General features: G+C 69.9%; 8 protein-coding genes, 1 tRNA gene, 1 rRNA gene and 1 pseudogene. 1 reads left to right on the top strand and 10 read right to left on the bottom strand.

The window, feature by feature from the left end; all coding sequences use genetic code 11:
- Positions 1–124: 124 nt before the first annotated feature.
- From KBY19_RS14930 to KBY19_RS14900, 7 genes are all read right to left on the bottom strand, one after another.
- Positions 125–709 carry a CinA family protein gene (locus tag KBY19_RS14930; RefSeq protein WP_221506922.1) on the bottom strand — a complete coding sequence of 195 codons (585 nt, stop codon included), beginning with the start codon at positions 707–709 and terminating at the stop codon, positions 125–127.
- Positions 706–1,545, bottom strand: a complete 840-nt coding sequence (gene pgsA / locus KBY19_RS14925) for a CDP-diacylglycerol--glycerol-3-phosphate 3-phosphatidyltransferase (RefSeq protein ID WP_185018272.1) — start codon at positions 1,543–1,545, stop codon at positions 706–708. The genes KBY19_RS14930 and pgsA overlap by 4 nt, the downstream gene beginning before the upstream one ends.
- Positions 1,542–3,221, bottom strand: coding sequence for a 30S ribosomal protein S12 methylthiotransferase RimO (gene rimO, locus KBY19_RS14920; RefSeq protein WP_247690996.1), 1,680 nt, complete (start codon positions 3,219–3,221; stop codon positions 1,542–1,544). The genes pgsA and rimO overlap by 4 nt, the downstream gene beginning before the upstream one ends.
- Positions 3,222–3,394: 173 nt before the next feature.
- On the bottom strand, positions 3,395–4,198 hold the full coding sequence (locus tag KBY19_RS14915) for a helix-turn-helix domain-containing protein (RefSeq protein ID WP_099884743.1): 804 nt from the start codon (positions 4,196–4,198) through the stop codon (positions 3,395–3,397).
- A 415-nt stretch (positions 4,199–4,613) separates the two neighbouring features.
- Positions 4,614–7,418 (bottom strand): DNA translocase FtsK, encoded by a 2,805-nt coding sequence (locus KBY19_RS14910; RefSeq protein ID WP_210965942.1) that lies wholly within the window; start codon positions 7,416–7,418, stop codon positions 4,614–4,616.
- Between the two features lie 110 nt (positions 7,419–7,528).
- A complete protein-coding gene (locus tag KBY19_RS14905; RefSeq protein ID WP_099884741.1) occupies positions 7,529–8,224 on the bottom strand; it encodes a two-component system response regulator in 696 nt (231 codons plus the stop codon).
- 248 nt (positions 8,225–8,472) lie between these two features.
- Positions 8,473–14,151 carry a HAMP domain-containing protein gene (locus tag KBY19_RS14900; RefSeq protein ID WP_099884739.1) on the bottom strand — a complete coding sequence of 1,893 codons (5,679 nt, stop codon included), beginning with the start codon at positions 14,149–14,151 and terminating at the stop codon, positions 8,473–8,475.
- Positions 14,152–14,611: 460 nt separating this feature from the next.
- Here KBY19_RS14900 and KBY19_RS14895 point away from each other — a divergent pair.
- Positions 14,612–17,240 (top strand): annotated as a pseudogene (locus tag KBY19_RS14895) (SpoIIE family protein phosphatase).
- A gap of 75 nt (positions 17,241–17,315) precedes the next feature.
- Here KBY19_RS14895 and KBY19_RS14890 read toward each other — a convergent pair.
- The 3 genes from KBY19_RS14890 to rrf form a co-directional block, all read right to left on the bottom strand.
- A tRNA-Thr gene (locus tag KBY19_RS14890) sits at positions 17,316–17,388 on the bottom strand.
- A 71-nt stretch (positions 17,389–17,459) separates the two neighbouring features.
- Positions 17,460–18,164, bottom strand: coding sequence for a DegT/DnrJ/EryC1/StrS family aminotransferase (locus KBY19_RS14885; protein WP_185018270.1), 705 nt, complete (start codon positions 18,162–18,164; stop codon positions 17,460–17,462).
- Between the two features lie 98 nt (positions 18,165–18,262).
- Positions 18,263–18,379 (bottom strand): 5S ribosomal RNA (gene rrf / locus KBY19_RS14880).
- Positions 18,380–18,389: the final 10 nt, after the last annotated feature.

The raw sequence follows: 18,389 nt of genomic DNA, 5'->3' as shown, positions 1-18,389 counted from the left end.
TCCTCCCTCTCAACGCGCGGCGTCTTCCACAGCCTGTATCGGGACGGCCAGTTGGCCCCGACTCCTTCAGGCTCCACCGTACCGCCTTGGCAGGCAGCCGTGCGGGGAGCGATGTCGTGTTCACTCAGGGCTGCAAACATCCATTCCCCCCGGTCTGTTCCCTATCCTGCCCTCCAGCATTTTCGATCAGTTCCTTGTAGAGCAGCTCCAGCGCTCCTCGAACACTCTCCGTACGAATACCGGCACGCACACGTTCCCCGGCTTCCTCGCCAGCGTCACCGGCTCGATCACCGCTCCGGCTACCTTCGAGCCGCAGTCGCTCCACTGCCTCGGTCGTGGGGCCGGCGACAGCGACGTACACCGTTCCGACCGGTTGTCCGTCCTGGGGCTCGGGCCCGGCCACACCCGTTGTCGCGAGGCCCCAGTCGGCGCCCAGCGCGGTGCGTACGCCGCACGCCATCAGGCGCGCGATCTCGGGGTCGACAGCGCCCCGCTCCTCAAGGAGTGCCCCGTCCACGCCGAGTACATCCCTCTTGAGCGCGGAAGCGTACGCCGTCACGGAACCACGGAAGGCTCCTGAGGCGCCTGGGACGGCTGTGATCTCAGCGGCGACGAGTCCCCCGGTCAGCGACTCGGCGACGGCGAGCGTCTGGCCTCGCTGGGTGAGCAACGCCAGCACTCCGCCGGCCTGCGACTCCACATCTGTCAGGACCCTTCACCCCCCGCCTTCCGCTTGTTTCCAGCGTTCTCAGCGCTTCCTGAATTCCCCGTGTTCCCAGCGGGCCCGGCGTTATCCCCATCACCGTCACCGGCCCTCTCGCCGTCCCGTCGACCGTCACGCCCGGAGGCGGCCGGGGCCGACGGGGCCGACGAGGGGGTCCGGGCCGATGCACCGGAGGGCGTGGGCGTGGCCTTCTCGGCCGCCAGCCCGGCCCGGCGCAGCACCACGGCTTGGCGTACGTAGTCGAGCCCGGTGACGACGGTCAGCACGACAGCCACCGCCATCGCCCACCACCGCGCCGTCGCCAGCGGACCGGTCAGCGCCAGGACGTACATCCCGACGGCAACGCCCTGGGCGAGCGTTTTGAGCTTGCCGCCGCGGCTGGCCGGAATCACTCCATGTCTGATCACCCAGAAGCGCATCAGCGTGATGCCCAGCTCGCGGAAGAGAATCACGCCCGTGACCCACCAGGGCAGGTCGGACAGGGCGGAGAGACAGATCAGCGCGGCCCCCATGATCGCCTTGTCGGCTATGGGGTCGGCGATCTTGCCGAAGTCGGTGACGAGGTCGTAGCGGCGGGCAAGCTCCCCGTCGAACAGGTCGGTGATCATGGCGACGGTGAACGCCGCCCAGGCGAACGAGCGCCAGGCCGGATCGTGTCCGTCGTCCGCCACCATGAGCAGCACGAACGCCGGCACGAGCAGCAGTCGCACCATGGTCAGGATGTTCGCGATGTTCCACAGGCTCACAGGGCGTACGGTGCTCGCCGCCTTCGGTTTCGGGACGGCGCCACGCCGTGCCGCGGAAGCCGGGACTCCGGTCATCTGCCCGCCTCCCCGCTCACCTCACGAGGCCTGTCGTCGGCGCCGCCGACCACACTCGCGGCAGCGGCACGGGTGGCCGGAACCGCACCGTGCCCCGCCGCGGCGGCCACCGGCGACTGCGGCTCCGCGACCAGGTCGACGCCCTCGGCCGCGACGACCCGCGCCTCGACCATCCGGCCCACCCTCAGGGCCTGGTCCGCGTCCGGCGCCGGCCCGGACGCCGCCGGCCGTACCAGCCGCACCTGGCCGTCGGTCTCCGGCGCCTGGTGCGCACCGCGCCCCAGGGGTCCCTCTTCCTCGTCCACAGCCTCGACCAGTACCCGCACGGTCTCCCCCACACGCTCCTCGGCGCGCTGGGAGGTCAGCTCCTCGGCGAGCCTGGACATGTGTGCGAGGCGCTCGGCGACCTCGTCGGCGGGCACCTTTTCCGCGTATCCGGCCGCCTCGGTGCCGTCCTCGTCCGAGTATCCGAACACACCGATCGCGTCGAGACGGGCGGCGGTCAAGAAGCGCTCCAGCTCGGCCAGGTCCTGCTCGCTCTCGCCGGGGAAGCCGACGATGAAGTTGGAGCGCACACCGGCCTGCGGCGCACGCTTGCGGATCTCCTCCAGCAGCCCGAGGAAGCGGTCGGTGTCACCGAAGCGCCGCATGGCGCGCAGCACGCCCGGCGCCGAGTGCTGGAAGGACAGGTCGAAGTACGGCGCGACCTTCTCGGTGCCGGTGAGGACGTCGATCAGCCCCGGGCGCATCTCGGCGGGCTGGAGGTAGCTCACCCGCACCCGCTCGATGCCGTCGACGGCGGCCAACTCCGGCAGGAGCGTCTCCAGCAGCCGGATGTCGCCCAGGTCCTTGCCGTAGGAGGTGTTGTTCTCCGAGACGAGCATGATCTCGCGTACCCCCTGCTCGGCCAGCCAGCGGGTCTCGGTGAGCACATCGGCGGGGCGCCGGGAGATGAAGGAGCCGCGGAAGGAGGGGATGGCGCAGAAGGAGCAGCGCCGGTCGCAGCCGGAGGCGAGCTTGACGGAGGCGACGGGGCTGCTGCCCAGCCGCCGCCGCAGGGGCGCGCGCGGCCCCGAGGCGGGCGCGACGCCCTCGGGCAGGTCGGCGGGCGCGGACTCGGCCGCCTCGGCGGACTCCTGCGCCCCAGGAGAACTCGACGTCCCAGGCGCGTCCGGCGCACCGGCGGTCTCCGCAGCTCCGTGCCCGGGCAGTGCCACAGCGGCGCCCTGGCGCTCGGCGGGGCTCACGGGCAGCAGCTTGCGCCGGTCGCGCGGGACGTGCGGTGCGTGCACACCACCGCTCAGAATGGTCTGGAGCCGGTCGGAGATGTTCGCGTAGTCGTCGAACCCGAGCACTCCGTCCGCCTCGGGGAGCGCGTCGGCGAGCTCCTTGCCGTACCGCTCGGCCATACAGCCGACGGCCACCACGGCCTGGGTTCTGCCCTCACCCTCGCGGGCCGCGCTCTTGAGATCGTTGGCCTCCAGCAGCGCGTCGACGGAGTCCTTCTTGGCGGCCTCGACGAAGCCGCAGGTGTTGACGACGGCGACATCGGCATCGGTGGCGTCCTCGACGAGATCCCAGCCATCCGCCGCCAGGCGGCCTGCGAGCTCTTCCGAGTCCACCTCGTTACGTGCGCAACCGAGAGTGACAAGGGCGACGGTACGGCGTTCGGGCATGGGCTCAGCCTACTTCGTCCGGTAGGCACCACCCGCCGCGAGGTTGCGGCCGCGCAGCTCACCGCGCCGGGCGGGTCCGGTCACCCGTGAACCGGTCAGGCCGGTCGGGGCGCAGGTCGGCCACGGTGGGTGGATCGGAGCAGCCCGGCCGGTCGACCGGTCTCCCGGCCCGGTCAGCCGGCCTCAGGGTCGCCGCGGGTGTAGCTGAGCCGCTGCACCTGGCCGACCTCGCCCGCGTGTTTGACCTGCTTGCCGTTGACGTAGAGCTTCACACCGCCCGCGTTACCGAGCACCAGGTCGAGCCGTTTGTCGTCGGTGAGAGTCTTCGACTGCCCCTCCTTGAGCACCCCTTCGTGGACCAGCCGCCCGTTGTGGTCCTTGGCGGAAACCCAGCTGCTGCCGTTCTCCGCGGTCATCCGCACGGTGACCTTGTCGGCGGGTGCTCCCGCGATGGCGCTCTCGGAGGGCTTGGGATCGCTCGACTTGGAGGGGGCCGGATCCTCGGACGCGCCCTTGGAAGCGGTCGGTGACGGCGCCTCCTCGGCGGCCTGCTTGCCGGATTCCTCACCGCCTCCGCTGACCAGGGTGAAGCCGACGAAACCGACCACCGCGACGATGGCCGCGACCATGGCCGCGGTCCAGTTGGGCCGGCGCGGCTCGGGACGGATGCGCTCGGCCTCGAACAGTGTGGCGGGCGCGGTGGGCTCGGGACGGCCGCCGTGTTCCTCGTCGTACTGTGCGATCAGGGCGTCGCCGTCCAGCCCGACGGCGCGTGCGAGGGTGCGGATGTGGCCGCGCGCGTACACGTCCCCGCCGCACCGGGAGTAGTCGTCCTGCTCGATCGCCTGCACGATCGGGACTCGCACCCGCGTGGAGGTACTGATCTCCTCCACGGTCAACCGTGCGTCGATTCGGGCCTGCTGGAGGGCTCGACCGACCGGGGGCCGGTCTTCTTCCGGGGAGTTGCCGATGGACACGGGGGCGCCTTTCGAGCGTGTAGCCACCTGCTGGAGGTTCAGTCTAGGGGCGGGGCAAAAGGGTGGGGCAAGCGGGCGGAGCAACTTTGTACGCCATATGTATGGCGTACGTGTGACCGAGCTGCGTCGGATGGCGCCCGCGCGAACGGGGTGCGCCGACGCCTGAGCCGTCCCTTCCCTCAACTTGACGTATACACCACGGAAACGGTTGCCTCGCTCGCCCTTTCGAGTGAGCTGTGCCCGCCGTGCGGCGGGTGCCGCACGGTGTTCCGGTGCCGAGCGGGCCCCCCGTGGCGCCGGACGCCCGGCGCGCCGCCGGCGCCGTCAGTGCCGCCTGCGCCACCCTTGCTGCCCGTACCGCCTGCCCGTACCGCCCGTGCTGCCGTGCGCCGTCCGCAGGCCGCCGCGGCAGGCCCTACTCGCCGCCCCGGATGGCCGTGAGCACCCCGTCCAGCTCCTCGGGCTTGACCAGTACGTCCCTCGCCTTGGAGCCCTCGCTCGGACCCACCACGCCCCGCGACTCCATGAGATCCATCAGCCGGCCGGCCTTGGCGAAGCCCACCCGCAGCTTGCGCTGGAGCATCGAGGTCGAGCCGAACTGGGTGGACACGACCAGCTCCGCCGCCTGGCAGAGCAGATCCATGTCGTCGCCGATCTCCTCGTCGATCTCCTTCTTCTTGCTCTGGCCGCCGGTGACGTCCTCCCGGAAGACGGGCGTCATCTGCGCCTTGCAGTGCTCGACGACCGCCTGGACCTCCCGCTCGTTGACGTAGGCGCCCTGCATCCGGGTCGGCTTGCTGGCGCCCATCGGCAGGAACAGCCCGTCGCCCTTGCCGATCAACTTCTCGGCGCCTCCCTGATCGAGGATGACGCGGCTGTCGGCGAGGGAGGAGGTGGAAAAGCCGAGCCGGGAGGGGACGTTCGCCTTGATGAGACCGGTGACCACATCGACCGAGGGCCGCTGGGTGGCCAGCACCAGATGGATGCCCGCGGCTCGCGCCAACTGGGTGATCCGCACGATCGCGTCCTCCACGTCGCGCGGCGCCACCATCATCAGATCCGCCAGCTCGTCCACGATCACCAGCAGATAGGGGTACGGCGTCAGCTCCCGCTCGCTGCCCTCCGGTGCCGAGACCCGGCCGGCGCGTACCGCCTCGTTGAAGTCGTCGATGTGGCGGAAGCCGAACGCCGCCAGATCGTCGTAGCGCAGGTCCATCTCGCGGACGACCCACTGGAGTGCTTCGGCGGCCTTCTTCGGGTTGGTGATGATCGGCGTGATCAGGTGCGGGATGCCCTCGTAGGCGGTCAGCTCGACGCGTTTGGGGTCGACGAGGACCATCCGCACATCCTCCGGGGTGGCCCGGGCCATCACCGAAGTGATGAGGCAGTTGATGCAGGAGGACTTGCCCGAGCCGGTGGCGCCCGCGACCAGGATGTGCGGCATCTTCGCCAGGTTGGCCGAGACATAGCCGCCCTCGACGTCCTTGCCGAGCCCGACCAGCAGCGGATGCTCCTCGCCCGCGGCCTCGGCGGAGCGCAGCACATCGCCGAGGTTGACCATCTCGCGGTCGCTGTTGGGGATCTCGATGCCCACCGCGGACTTGCCGGGGATCGGGTTGATGATGCGTACGTCGGGGCTCGCGACGGCGTAGGCGATGTTCTTGGCCAGCGCGGTGATCTTCTCGACCTTCACCCCGGGGCCGAGCTCGATCTCGTAACGGGTGACGGTCGGGCCACGGGTGAAGCCGGTGACGGCGGCGTCCACCTTGAACTCGGTGAACACGGTGGTCAGCGACCGCACCACCTGGTCGTTGGCGGCGCTGCGGGACCGCCCCGGCCCACCGCGCTCCAGCAGGTCCAGGGACGGCAGCGCGTAGGTGATGTCTCCCGCCAGCTGGAGCTGTTCGGCACGCGGAGGCAGTTCGGCCGGCTCCGGCGGAGCCGGTGCCCTGGTCAGGTCCGGCACCGGGGTCCGCTCGGTGTGTTCATCGTCGGAGTGGCCGGAGGAAGAGGCGTTCCCACCGCTGGCTCCGCTCCTGCTCCGGGCGCCCGGCACGGCGGAGTCGGCAGCACCGTCCTGGCGCTTCCGGCCGCGGGACTTGGCGACCGAACTGGTCAGATCGGCGACCACCGGCGAGGGCTGGATGCCGTTGACCACGGCTCCGTCCAGCGAGGCTGCGGCAGCGGCGGCCACATCGAACGCGTCCAGCGTCCGCTCGGTCTCCCCGGCACTCGCGCCGGCGGCGACACCGTCCTCGGGCAGCGGCTCCTGCGTACCGGCCCCCCGCCTGCCCTGCCGGCCGGCGCGTCGACGACGGTCGAGCGCTTCCTTCTCGGCGAGTGCCGGCGCGATCTGTTCCTTGCGCATGCTGTGCGCACGACGCGCCGCGACCGGCTCCTCCTCGTCGGACTCGACGTCGTAGTCGTAGCCGGCCACCGGCTGGATGACGCCGAGCCGGATCCCGGCCGCCCGCAGCCGCTGCGGGATGGCGTTGACCGGTGTGGCCGTCACGACCAGCAGCCCGAAGACGGTGACGAGAGCCAGCAGCGCCACCGCCAGCATCTCGCCCACGGTGAAGATCAGCGGCCGGGAGACGCCCCAACCGACCAGGCCGCCCGCGTCCCGCAGCGCGTCGTCGCCCTCGCCTCTGCCGGGCGCCCCGCAGCCGATGTGGACGAGCCCGAGCACCCCGATCAGGAGCGCCGAAAGCCCGATCACGATACGGCCGTTGGCCTCCGGCTTCTCCGGATGGCGGATCAGCCGCACGGAGATGACGGCGAGCAGTATCGGCACCAGCAGATCCAGCCTGCCGAAGGCGCCGGTCACCAGCATCTCCACCAGGTCGCCGACCGGGCCCTGCAGATTCGACCAGGTGCCCGCGGCGACGATCAGCGCCAGCCCCAGCAGCAGCAGCGCGAGACCGTCCTTGCGGTGCGCCGGATCCAGCGCCTTGCCGCTGCGCCCTATCCCGCGGAGGACGGCGCCGACGGCGTGCGCGAGGCCGAGCCAGCAAGCCTTCAGCACCTTGAGCACACCGCTGGTGGGGGACGGCGCCTGGGCCTTCCCCTTACCCTTGCCGCCCTTGGCCGCGGCCTTCTTGGCGGGTGCCTTCTTGGGCGGCGCCTTCTTCGCCGGGGCCGCCTTCGCGGCTTTCGGGGCAGCCTTTTTGGCGGGTGCTTTCTTGGCAGCCTTTCCTGTTCCCGACGCGCGTGAGGCCATAGGTGTGAGGTTACCTGGGCCGGGCATCCGAGGCACGGATGACCGGGGGGCCGCATGCGCTCACGGGGGCGCCTGTTCCCGAGCCGACGTCAGACACGGCGGGGAGGCGGTCAGTTCTGGGAGGGCACCTGAGCCGAAGGGTCGCCGTCCGTGCCGGGCCCCAGCGCGTCAAGTGCCCTGCGCAACCCGGCCAGTTTGCGCTCCAGATGGGCGGCTGTCGCTGCCGTGGCGGCGTCCGCCGAGTCGCCCAGCTGCTTGGTGAGCGCCTCGGCCTGCTCCTCGACGGCCGCCAGCCGCGCGGACAGTTCGACCAGCAGGCCCTGCGCCTCGTCGCTGTCCTCGCCGGCGCCGGGGTGCCGCTCGCCGCCGTTGCCCTCCAACTGGAGCCGCAGCAGCGACGCCTGCTCACGCAGCTGCACGTTCTTCATGTAGAGGTCGACGAAGACCGAGACCTTCGCCCGCAGCACCCAGGGGTCGAACGGCTTGGAGATGTAGTCGACCGCACCGGCCGCGTAGCCGCGGAAGGTGTGATGCGGACCGTGGTTGATGGCCGTGAGGAAGATGATCGGGATGTCGCGGGTGCGCTCACGCCGCTTGATGTGGGCGGCTGTCTCGAAGCCGTCCATACCTGGCATCTGGACATCCAGCAGAATGACCGCGAAGTCGTCGGTCAGCAGCGCTTTGAGCGCTTCCTCCCCTGACGATGCCCGTACCAGCGTCTGATCGAGCGCGGAGAGAATGGCCTCCAGCGCCAGCAGATTCTCCGGCCGGTCATCGACCAGGAGGATCTTGGCCTTCTGCACCATGGCCCGTCCTCCTCGCCCCGGCAGCCTCTCGGACGCCGCCCCTGGGAGCGGCTTCCTGTCGCCGCCGCCCGTCCTTGTGCCGGTCATGGTAGCCGCACCCTGCGGTCCGCCACACCCTGTCACCGTGTTGTCACTGTGCACGTAGCAGAAACGCCCCAGGGGACCAAAAGGTTCCCGGTTTACCGCGTTTCCACACGCGCCTGACCACACTGAGTCAACATAAGGCCCTCATCGACACGGTGTCATATTCACCCGCCATCCATCCACCGCCTCATGACATCCAGCAGGTGATCAGTATCCACCGGCTTGGTGACATAGTCGGAGGCACCCGCCTCGATGCTCTTCTCCCGGTCGCCCTTCATCGCCTTGGCGGTCAGTGCGATGATCGGCAGACCGGCGAACTGCGGCATCTTGCGGATGGCCGCCGTCGTCGCGTAGCCGTCCATCTCCGGCATCATGATGTCCATCAGCACCACGGCGGCGTCGTCGTGCTGTTCGAGCACCTCGATGCCCTCCCGGCCGTTCTCGGCGTAGAGCACCTGCAGACCGTGCTGCTCCAGCACGCTGGTGAGCGCGAAGACGTTGCGGATGTCGTCGTCGACGATCAGCACCTTGCGGCCGGCCAGGCCGCCGGTGTCCCCCGTCCCGGTGGACGGCGCCTCCTGGTCGCCTCGGGCCGCCACACCCTGCCCGGGCGCCTCGGCGGTCCCACCACCGGTCTCGGCCTCCGCGCCGTCCTGCTGCTCACGGGGGGCGGCCGTCCGCCCGGCCGCGCCGTTGCCCCGCGCCGTCCCGTTGGCGGCCCCGGCACCGTTCTCGGCCGCCGGGGACGACGGGCGGGCCTCCGGGGGCAGTTCGGGCTGCGCCTGCCCGCTGGCGTCCCGCAGCCGACGCCGGTCGGCCAGCGAGTGCGCCGCCTCCTCGGCGGTCTGCTCGGGCGCAGCAGGCGTCGCCCCGGCCCCCTCGGCGGGCTCTGCCTGCCCCGGCCGCGCCGCCTCGCCGAGCTCGGCGGCCGACGTCTCGGGCGCGCTCGTGGGCGCCTGGGCCAGAGCCAGCGGATTGCTGCCCGAGGCGAGCTGCCCGTACCCCTGCGGAGGCAGCTCGGTCGGGTGCAGCGGCAGATAGAGCGTGAAGGTGGAACCGCGGCCCGGCTCGCTGACCGCGTGGATCTCACCGCCCAGCAGCCGCGCGATCTCCCGGCTGATGGACAGTCCCAGGCCCGTGCCGCCGTACTTGCGCGACGTGGTGCCGTCGGCCTGCTTGAACGCCTCGAAGATGACCCGCATCTTGCTCTGCGCAATCCCGATACCGGTGTCCGTCACCGAGAAGGCGATCAGATCCGAGTCCGGATCCCGCAGCGAACCGTGCTCCAGCATCTGCTCCCGGATGGCATCGGGCACATCCGAACGGGCCGACCGGATCACCAGCTCGACAGCGCCGCTGTCGGTGAACTTGACCGCGTTCGAGAGCAGGTTTCGCAGGACCTGGAGCAGCCGCTGCTCGTCGGTGTGGAGCGTGGCCGGCAGTTCCGGCGAGACGCTCACCGAGAAGTCCAGCCCCTTCTCCACCGTCAGGGGCCGGAAAGTGGCCTCCACATAGTCGACCAGCTGCACCAGTGCGATCCGTGTCGGGCTGACGTCCATCTTGCCCGCCTCGACCTTCGACAGGTCCAGGATGTCGTTGATCAGCTGCAGCAGGTCGGAGCCCGCGCCGTGGATCGTCTCGGCGAACTCGACCTGCTTGGGCGACAGATTGCTCTCCGCGTTGTCCGCCAGCAGCTTGGCCAGGATCAGCAGCGAGTTGAGCGGCGTGCGCAGCTCGTGCGACATGTTGGCCAGGAACTCGGACTTGTAGCGCATCGAGACCGACAACTGCTCGGCACGCTCCTCCAGGACCTGACGCGCCTCCTCGATCTCCCGGTTCTTGATCTCGATGTCGCTGTTGGTCTGCGCGAGCTGTTCGGCCTTCTCCTCCAGCGCCGCGTTGGACTCCTGGAGTGCTTTCTGCCGGTTCTCCAGCTCTCCCGAGCGCTCCTTCAACTGCGCCGTCAGCTCCTGCGACTGTTCCAGCAGTCGCTCGGTACGCATGTTGACGCTGATGGTGTTCACACTCGTGGCGATCATTTCGGCGATCTGGTTGAGGAAGTCCTTCTGGATCTGCCCGAACGGCTGGAAGGACGCCAGCTCGATCACACCGAGCACCGTGCCCTCGAAGATGACCGGCAGCACCACCAGATGTGCGGGCGGTGCCTCACCGAGCCCCGAGGAGATCTTCAGATAGCCCGGCGGCACATTGCCCATCTCGATGGTGCGCTTCTCCTTCGCCGCCGTACCGACCAGCGACTCGCCCGGCAGGAAGGAGGTGGGCATGCTGTCGGTGCAGTAGCCGTAGCTGCCCAGCATCCGCAGCTCGTACTTGCCGTCCTCGCCCGGTCCGGCGCCGACGCCCACCGCGCCCTCGGGAGTGCCTTCGGGCAGCGAGATGAAGAACGCGCCGTGCTGCGCGGAGACCACCGGCGTCAGCTCGCTCATGATCAGCCCCGCCACGTCCCGCAGGTCCCGGCGGCCCTGCATCAGTCCGGAGATGCGCGCCAGATTGCCCTTGAGCCAGTCCTGCTCCTGGTTGGCCTGGGTGGTGTCCCGCAGGTTGGCGATCATCGTGTTGATGTAGCCCTGCAGCTCCAGGATCTCCCCGGCCGCCTCCACGTCGATACGGACGTTGTGGTCGCCGCGGGTCACCGCGGTGGCGACCTCGGCGATGGCCCGCACCTGGCGGGTGAGGTTACCCGCCATCTCGTTGACGGAGTCGGTCAGGTCCTTCCACGTACCGGCGACGCCCGGTACCCGTGCCTGACCGCCGAGCTGGCCCTCTGTGCCCACCTCGCGGGCCACCCGGGTCACCTGCTCGGCGAACGACGACAGCTGGTCGACCATCGTGTTGATGGTCGTCTTCAGCTGCAGGATCTCACCGTTGGCCTCGATGTCGATCTTCTTGGTCAGATCGCCCTTGGCGATGGCCGTGGTGACCATCGCGATCTGCCGCACCTGACCGGTCAGATTCGACGCCATGGAGTTCACCGACTCCGTCAGGTCCTTCCACGTGCCGGCGACGCCCTGCACGCGCGCCTGGCCGCCCAGCACGCCGTCGGTGCCCACCTCGCGGGCCACCCGGGTCACCTGCTCGGCGAACGAGGAGAGCGTGGTGACCATCGTGTTGACCGTGTCCGCGAGCTGCGCCACCTCGCCACTGGCCTCGACGGTGACCTTCTTGGTGAGGTCACCCCCGGCGACCGCAGTGGCGACCTGGGAGATGTTGCGGACCTGACTTGTCAGGTTGTTGGCCATGATGTTGACGTTGTCGGTCAGGTCCTTCCAGATACCCGACACGTCACGCACCCGCGCCTGCCCGCCGAGAATGCCCTCGGTGCCCACCTCACGGGCCACCCGGGTCACCTGCTCGGCGAACGAGGAGAGCGTGTCCACCATGGTGTTGACGGTCGTCACCAGGGCGAGCACCTCGCCCTTGGCGTCGACGGTGATCTTCTTGGACAGGTCGCCCTGGGCCACCGCCGTGGTGACCTCGGCGATGTTGCGCACCTGCGAAGTCAGGTTGTTCGCCATGAAGTTCACGGACTGCGTGAGGTCCTTCCAGGTGCCCGAGACACCCTTGACCTCCGCCTGACCGCCCAGGATGCCCTCCGTGCCCACCTCGCGGGCGACCCGGGTGACCTGCTCGGCGAACGACGACAGTTGGTCGACCATCGTGTTCAGCGTGGTCTTCAGCTCCAGGATCTCGCCGCGCGCGTCCACGTCGATCTTCTGCGACAGATCACCACGTGCGACCGCGGTCGCCACCTGCGAGATGTTACGCACCTGGCTGGTCAGATTGCCCGCCATGCCGTTCACGGAGTCGGTCAGATCGCGCCACACGCCCGCGACGCCCGGCACCTGCGCCTGACCGCCGAGCCTGCCCTCCGTACCGACTTCCCGGGCCACCCGAGTGACCTGGTCGGCGAAGGCGGAGAGCTGGTCGACCATCGTATTGATGGTGTTCTTCAGCTCCAGGATCTCGCCACGTGCGTCGACCTCGATCTTCTGCGACAGGTCACCGCGGGCGACCGCAGTGGTCACCTGCGCGATCTGCCGCACCTGGGAGGTCAGGTTGTTGGCCATGAAGTTGACGGAGTTCGTCAGGTCCTTCCAGGTGCCCGAGACGCCGTCCACCCGGGCCTGGCCGCCCAGCCGGCCCTCGGTGCCCACGTCCCTGGCCATCCTGGTCACCTGCTCGGCGAAGGACGACAGCTGGTCCACCATCGTGTTGACGGTGTTCTTCAACTGCAGCATCTCGCCGGAGACGTCCACAGTGACCTTCTGCGACAGATCACCGTTGGCCACCGCCGTGGTCACCTGCGCGATGTTGCGCACCTGGCCCGTCAGGTTGCGGAAGGCGGTGTTGACGGAGTCGGTCAGGTCCTTCCACGTGCCGGCCGCGCCCGGCACGGCCGCCTGACCGCCCAGCTCACCCTCGACACCGATCTCGCGGGCGACCCGGGTCACCTCGGCACCGAAAGCGGACAGCTGGTCCACCATCGTGTTGACGGTGTTCTTCAACTCCTGCATCTCGCCGGAGACGTCCACAGTGACCTTCTGCGACAGATCACCGTTGGCCACCGCCGTCGTCACCTGCGCGATGTCCCGCACCTGAGCGGTCAGATTGCGGAAAGCGGAGTTGACCGAGTCGGTCAGGTCCTTCCAGATCCCGGCCGCGCCCGGGACGACCGCCTGGCCGCCCAGCACGCCGTCCGTACCGACCTCGCTGGCGGCCCGCGTCACCTCGTCCGCGAGCGTACGGAGCGTGTCCGTCATCGCGTTGATCGTCTCGGCGAGCTGCGCCACCTCGCCCCGCGCGTTCACGGTGATCTTCTGCGACAGGTCGCCGTTGGCGACCGCCGTGGTCACCTGCGCGATCTCCCGCACCTGGGACGTCAGATTGCCCGCCATCAGGTTGACGGAGTCCGTCAGGTCCTTCCACACGCCCGCGACGCCCTGCACCCGCGCCTGGCCGCCCAGCTCGCCCTCGGTACCGACCTCGCGGGCGACCCGGGTGACCTCGGACTGGAACGAGGAGAGCTGGTCGACCATCGTGTTGACGGTGTTCTTCAGCTCCAGCATCTCGCCGGCGACATGGACGGTCACCTTGCGCGACAGATCACCCTTGGCGACCGCCGTCGTCACCAGCGCGATGTCCCTCACCTGAGCGGTGAGCCGCGACGCCATCGTGTTGACGGAATCGGTCAGGTCCTTCCAGGAACCGGACATTCCGCGCACCCGCGCCTGACCGCCCAGCTTGCCCTCGGTACCGACCTCACTGGCGACTCTCGTCACCTCGTCCGTGAACGCCGAGAGCTGGTCCACCAGGCCGTTGACCGTACGGCCGACCTTCAGGAACTCCCCGCGCAGCGGGTGCCCACCGCCCTCGGCTCCCCGGGAGCGCAGGTCCATACGCTGCTCCAGGTCACCGTCGGCGACGGCCGACAGCACCCTGCCCACCTCGGAGACGGGCCACACCAGGTCGTCCACCAGCGCGTTCGCCGCGTCGATCGCCGACGCCCAGGAACCCTCGCAGGTGCCGGTCTGCAGCCGCTCTGTGAGTTTTCCCTCACGTCCGACCACCCGCCGCACCCGGGACAGCTCGCCCGTCAGATGCAGATTCTGGTCCGCGACCTCGTTGAAGACCGCGGCGATCTCGGCCATCGGGCCCTCACCGGTCACGGTGAGCCGCTTGCGGAAGTTGCCGTCCCGCATCGCTGTCAGCCCCGCCAGGAGCTTGTTGACGGCCGCAGCGTCCACTTCGATCGTCCCACTCCTACGGGACCGTCCGCCCTTCACGCGCGTGTTGCCGCTACGCGCGGTTGTGCCAGACTCCACTGCCCCTCCTGCGGGTCGACCTTCCTGCCCGGGCCCTGTACTCCGAGCCTTCCCAGTGTTTCACCCTGCCCGAACCCGGCGATAACAGTTCGGCAGCATGGCATATCGCACTGCGTTCGCGGACCCGGAGGGAAATCACCCGCATCCGGCAGCCACTCGTCGCGGATACGTAAGTAACCTGGCACCCGGCTGTCCGTTCACCCCCATGCCGGCGGGGTGCCCGACCGGGTCCGATGGGTAGGGGCTTCGCAGGGGGCAGCGGTGTGAGTACGAAGGGCGACGGAGGGGCGCTGCGGTGACGCAAGAGCAGAGCGCCGAGCGCGGGGGATTTCCCACCGGGATCCCCCCGAGCGCCGTGGGCTCACAACAAGGCCCGAACGAAGAGGCGGGGACCGTCACGGCCCTGACCGCACAGCGCACACCAGTGCGCCTGGCCGACAGGACATCCATGGGGAGACCAGTGATCACCGCACGAGCCGCCGCCACCTTCGAACCGGTGGGCCGGTCCGTCGCCACCGCGCGCGGCTTCGTACGCGACACCCTCCAGGGCTGGGGCCTGTCCGACATCGTCGACGACGCCGTCGTACTCACCAGCGAGTTGGTCACCAACGCCGTGGTGCACGCCGGAACCGCCGCCGAGGTGCTGTGCCTGCGCGACGAGGACGGCGTCCGCATCGAGGTCATCGACCGCTATCCCGAGCGCGAGCTGCCCCTCCAGGAGGTCAACCCGCAGCCCGCCGGCCCGGACCGCGAAGGCGGTCGCGGACTGCTGCTCGCCTCGGCGCTGGCCACCCGCTGGGGCGTCGACTACACCGCCTCCGACAAGCGCGTCTGGTTCCGTCTGGACCTGCCCGAGCGCCCCGTCGGCACCCGCACGGCAGGCCCCGCCCTCCCGGACACCGCACTGCCGGTCACCGACACCCGCGTCCGTGTCGCCGTCGTCCAGGTCGACCGCAGCGGCGCGATCAGCGCCTGGAACGAGGACGCCACCGAGCTGTTCGACTACCCCGCGGACCAGGTCATCGGCAAGCCGCTCACCGACTTCGCCGCCTGGCCCCACACCCCCGGCACCGGCACCGGGGTCGCCGAGGCGCTGCGCCTCTCCCGTTGGGAGGGCTCCTACGGCATGCGCGGCTCGGACGGCCGCACCATCCCCGTCTACGCCTCCCACCTACGGGTACGGGACAGCGACGGCGAGCCCTCCACCGTCTGCCTGCTGGTACGCGAGCACGAACGGGCCGTCCTGCAGTCCCCGCCCCGCGTCCACTCGCACGACAACACCGGTACGGCAGGCGATTCCCAGGAGCAGTCGGCCACCGACCCCTTCGAGGTCTTCATCGGCTCCCCGGCCCCCGACGACCTCGACGGCCTGCTCCAACGCACCGTCGAACGCGCCAGGGACATGCTCGACGGCGACTCCGCGTACCTCCTGCTGGCCACCGACGACGAGACGGAGCTGGAGGTCCGCGCCTCCACCGGACTCCCCTCGGCCCGACAGCGGTTCGCCCGCGTCCCCGTCGAGACCGGCAGCGGCCGCTACGGCTCCGCCCGGATGCCGTCCGTCCACGAGGACCTCACCGTGGTCCCCGGCGCCGTGCCCCTCCTCGACGGGACGGGCATGCGCTCCGTGGTCACCGTCCCCCTCAAGGTGGAAGGCCGGCTCACCGGCTCGCTCGGTGTCGCCACCGAGGCCGCCGGCCGCTACACCAACGAGGAGGCGCTGCGCCTCCAGTTCGCCGCCGACCGGATCGCCCTCGCCGTCGAGCGCGCCCGCCTCACCGAACTGGAACGCCTGCGCCGCGGGTCGCTCTCCTTCCTCGTCGAAGCCTCCGACCTGCTCGCAGGAACCCTCGACCGCGACCAGACCCTCGCCCTGATGGCCCAGATGACGGTGCCGACGCTGGCCACCTGGTGCGCCGTCTACACCGTCGCCGACCAGGGCTCGGATCCCAAGCTCTCCTACGTCCTGCACGAGGACGAGGACCGCATCGACAACCTCAAGGCGCTGCTCGCCAAGGTCGAACCGCCCGAGCCCGTCCCCACGCCCGGAGCACGCGTCTGGACGGCCCCCACCGAGGCCGCGCACTCCGCGGCGTTGCGCACCTCGCTGCGCAACGTCTCGCTGGACGGCGAGGACCACCAGCTCTCCCCCGGCACCACCCTGGCCACGGCAGCCGCTGTCGGCGGTGAGACCGTCGTGCTGCCCCTGGTCGCGCGCAACCGCGTCATCGGCATGCTCACCCTGGGCAAGCCCACCGACGAACGGTTCCGGCAGGAGATCCTGGAGCTCGCCGAGGACCTCTCCCGCCGCGCCGCGCTGGCCCTGGACAACGCGCGCCTCTACTCCGAGCGCACCGCCATCAGCCAGTCCCTGCAGCGCAGCCTCGCTGCCGCCCGAAACGCCCGAGGTCGAAGGCGGCGTCGAGGTCGAGGTCATCTATCGCGCGGCCGGCGAGGGCAACGAGGTCGGCGGCGACTTCTACGACCTCTTCGAGATCAGCGAGGGCACCTACGGCTTCGCCATCGGCGATGTCTGCGGCACGGGTCCCGAGGCGGCTGCCGTCACCGGCCTGGCCCGCCACGCGCTGCGCCTGCTCGCCCGCGAGGGCCTCGGCGGCCCGGCGGTGCTGGAACGCCTCAACACGGCCATCCTGGACGAGGGAGCGCGCAGTCGCTTCCTCACCCTCCTCTACGGCGAGATGCGCCCCCAGGAGGACGGCAGCGCGGAGCTGAAGGTCGTCTGCGCGGGCCACCCGCTCCCGCTGCGCCTGCGTCAGGACGGCAGCGTGGAACCGGCCGCCGACCCCCAGCCCCTGCTCGGCGTCATGGAGGACCTGGAACTGTACGAGCAGACCGTCTCCCTCGACCCGGGTGACGTCCTGCTGTGTGTGACCGACGGCGTGACAGAGCGCCGCGAGGGCACCCGCATGCTCGGCGACGACGGCCTGGCCGACGTCCTGGGCACCTGCACGGGCCTCAACGCCGGTGCGGTGGCGGCCCGCATCATGCGCGCTGTCGAACGCTTCGCGAGCGACGCCCCCTCGGACGACATGGCCATTCTCGCCATGCGCGTCCCGGAGTGCCAGTGACCCGGCTCCGGCGCTGAGAGCGCATACGAAGAAGGCCCCCGCCGATGGGCGGGGGCCTTCAATTCGCTTAAGGAGAGCCCCAAAACGGAATCGAACCGTTGACCTTCTCCTTACCATGGAGACGCTCTGCCGACTGAGCTATTGGGGCGCGGCCAGCGGTAGGGATCTTACCCGATCCACGGCGCTGGATCGAACTGGCACCGGAGCGCCCCGCCGCACTCAGCCGGCGCGTTCCCGCAGCAGTCCACCGAGCGCGTTGCAGGCCGACACCACCCGGTGCAGATCCTTCTTCGTCATGGCCGCACTCAACGGCAACGACAGGCACTCATCAGCAGCCCGCTCCGCCTCCGGAAGCCGGACAGCCGTCACCTGTTCCATGTGCTGCGCGTACTCCGGCAGCCGGTGGGCCGGCACCCGCACCGGAACGTCGCACGCGACGCCCTTCATACGCAGCGCCCGCCGGAAGGCGTCCCGATCGGGCCGCCCGTTCCCAGGCACCCGCACCACAAACTCCGTACAGGCATGTTCGACGCCATCCCCGACCACGGGGACCACGACTCCCCTGAGCCGACGCCCCAGATAGGTGGCGTACTGGCGCCGCCGTACCGCGTCGATCGCATCCGTACGCGGCAGCGGCTCCCACTCCACGACCCGAACGTCCAGCTGCTCCCCCGCCGCACGCAGTGCGGCAAGGTCCGCAGCACGACCGAAGAGGTGAACAGGCACGATGGCCGCGGTCCGCGCAGTCACCGCACCTGCTGCGGACGCGGGATCGAGACAGTAGGTGTCGGCATCTATGTCGGCAAAGACGGGCCGCGCTCCGAGCTCCCGCACGGCCCGCGCGACGTCGGCCCCGCCGAACGACGGCACGACGACCTCGTCCCCGGCACTGACGCCCGCTGCGGTCAACTGTGGTGTCCCCATGCTCGGATGATGTCCAGGCAACGTGAACTGCCGGTGACCACACACATAAAAGTCGTGGTCCCCGAACTGACGTCCAGGGACCACGACTTTCAAAGATTGTTCGGCGGCGTCCTACTCTCCCACACACTCCCGCATGCAGTACCATCGGCGCTGAAAGGCTTAGCTTCCGGGTTCGGAATGTAACCGGGCGTTTCCCTCACGCTATGACCACCGAAACACAGCGAA

Source organism: Streptomyces sp. B15 (genome assembly GCF_018070605.1).
GTDB classification, from domain to species: domain Bacteria; phylum Actinomycetota; class Actinomycetes; order Streptomycetales; family Streptomycetaceae; genus Streptomyces; species Streptomyces smyrnaeus.
This window is presented reverse-complemented; position numbering and strand designations above follow the sequence as displayed.

What these genes read in the sequence shown, in the direction of transcription:
- KBY19_RS14910 (WP_210965942.1), bottom strand. Translation starts at nt 7,418, where the DNA reads ATGGCCTCACGCGCGTCGGGAACAGGAAAGGCTGCCAAGAAAGCACCC.
- KBY19_RS14885 (WP_185018270.1), bottom strand. Translation starts at nt 18,164, where the DNA reads ATGGGGACACCACAGTTGACCGCAGCGGGCGTCAGTGCCGGGGACGAG.
- rimO (WP_247690996.1), bottom strand. Translation starts at nt 3,221, where the DNA reads ATGCCCGAACGCCGTACCGTCGCCCTTGTCACTCTCGGTTGCGCACGT.
- KBY19_RS14905 (WP_099884741.1), bottom strand. Translation starts at nt 8,224, where the DNA reads ATGGTGCAGAAGGCCAAGATCCTCCTGGTCGATGACCGGCCGGAGAAT.
- pgsA (WP_185018272.1), bottom strand. Translation starts at nt 1,545, where the DNA reads ATGACCGGAGTCCCGGCTTCCGCGGCACGGCGTGGCGCCGTCCCGAAA.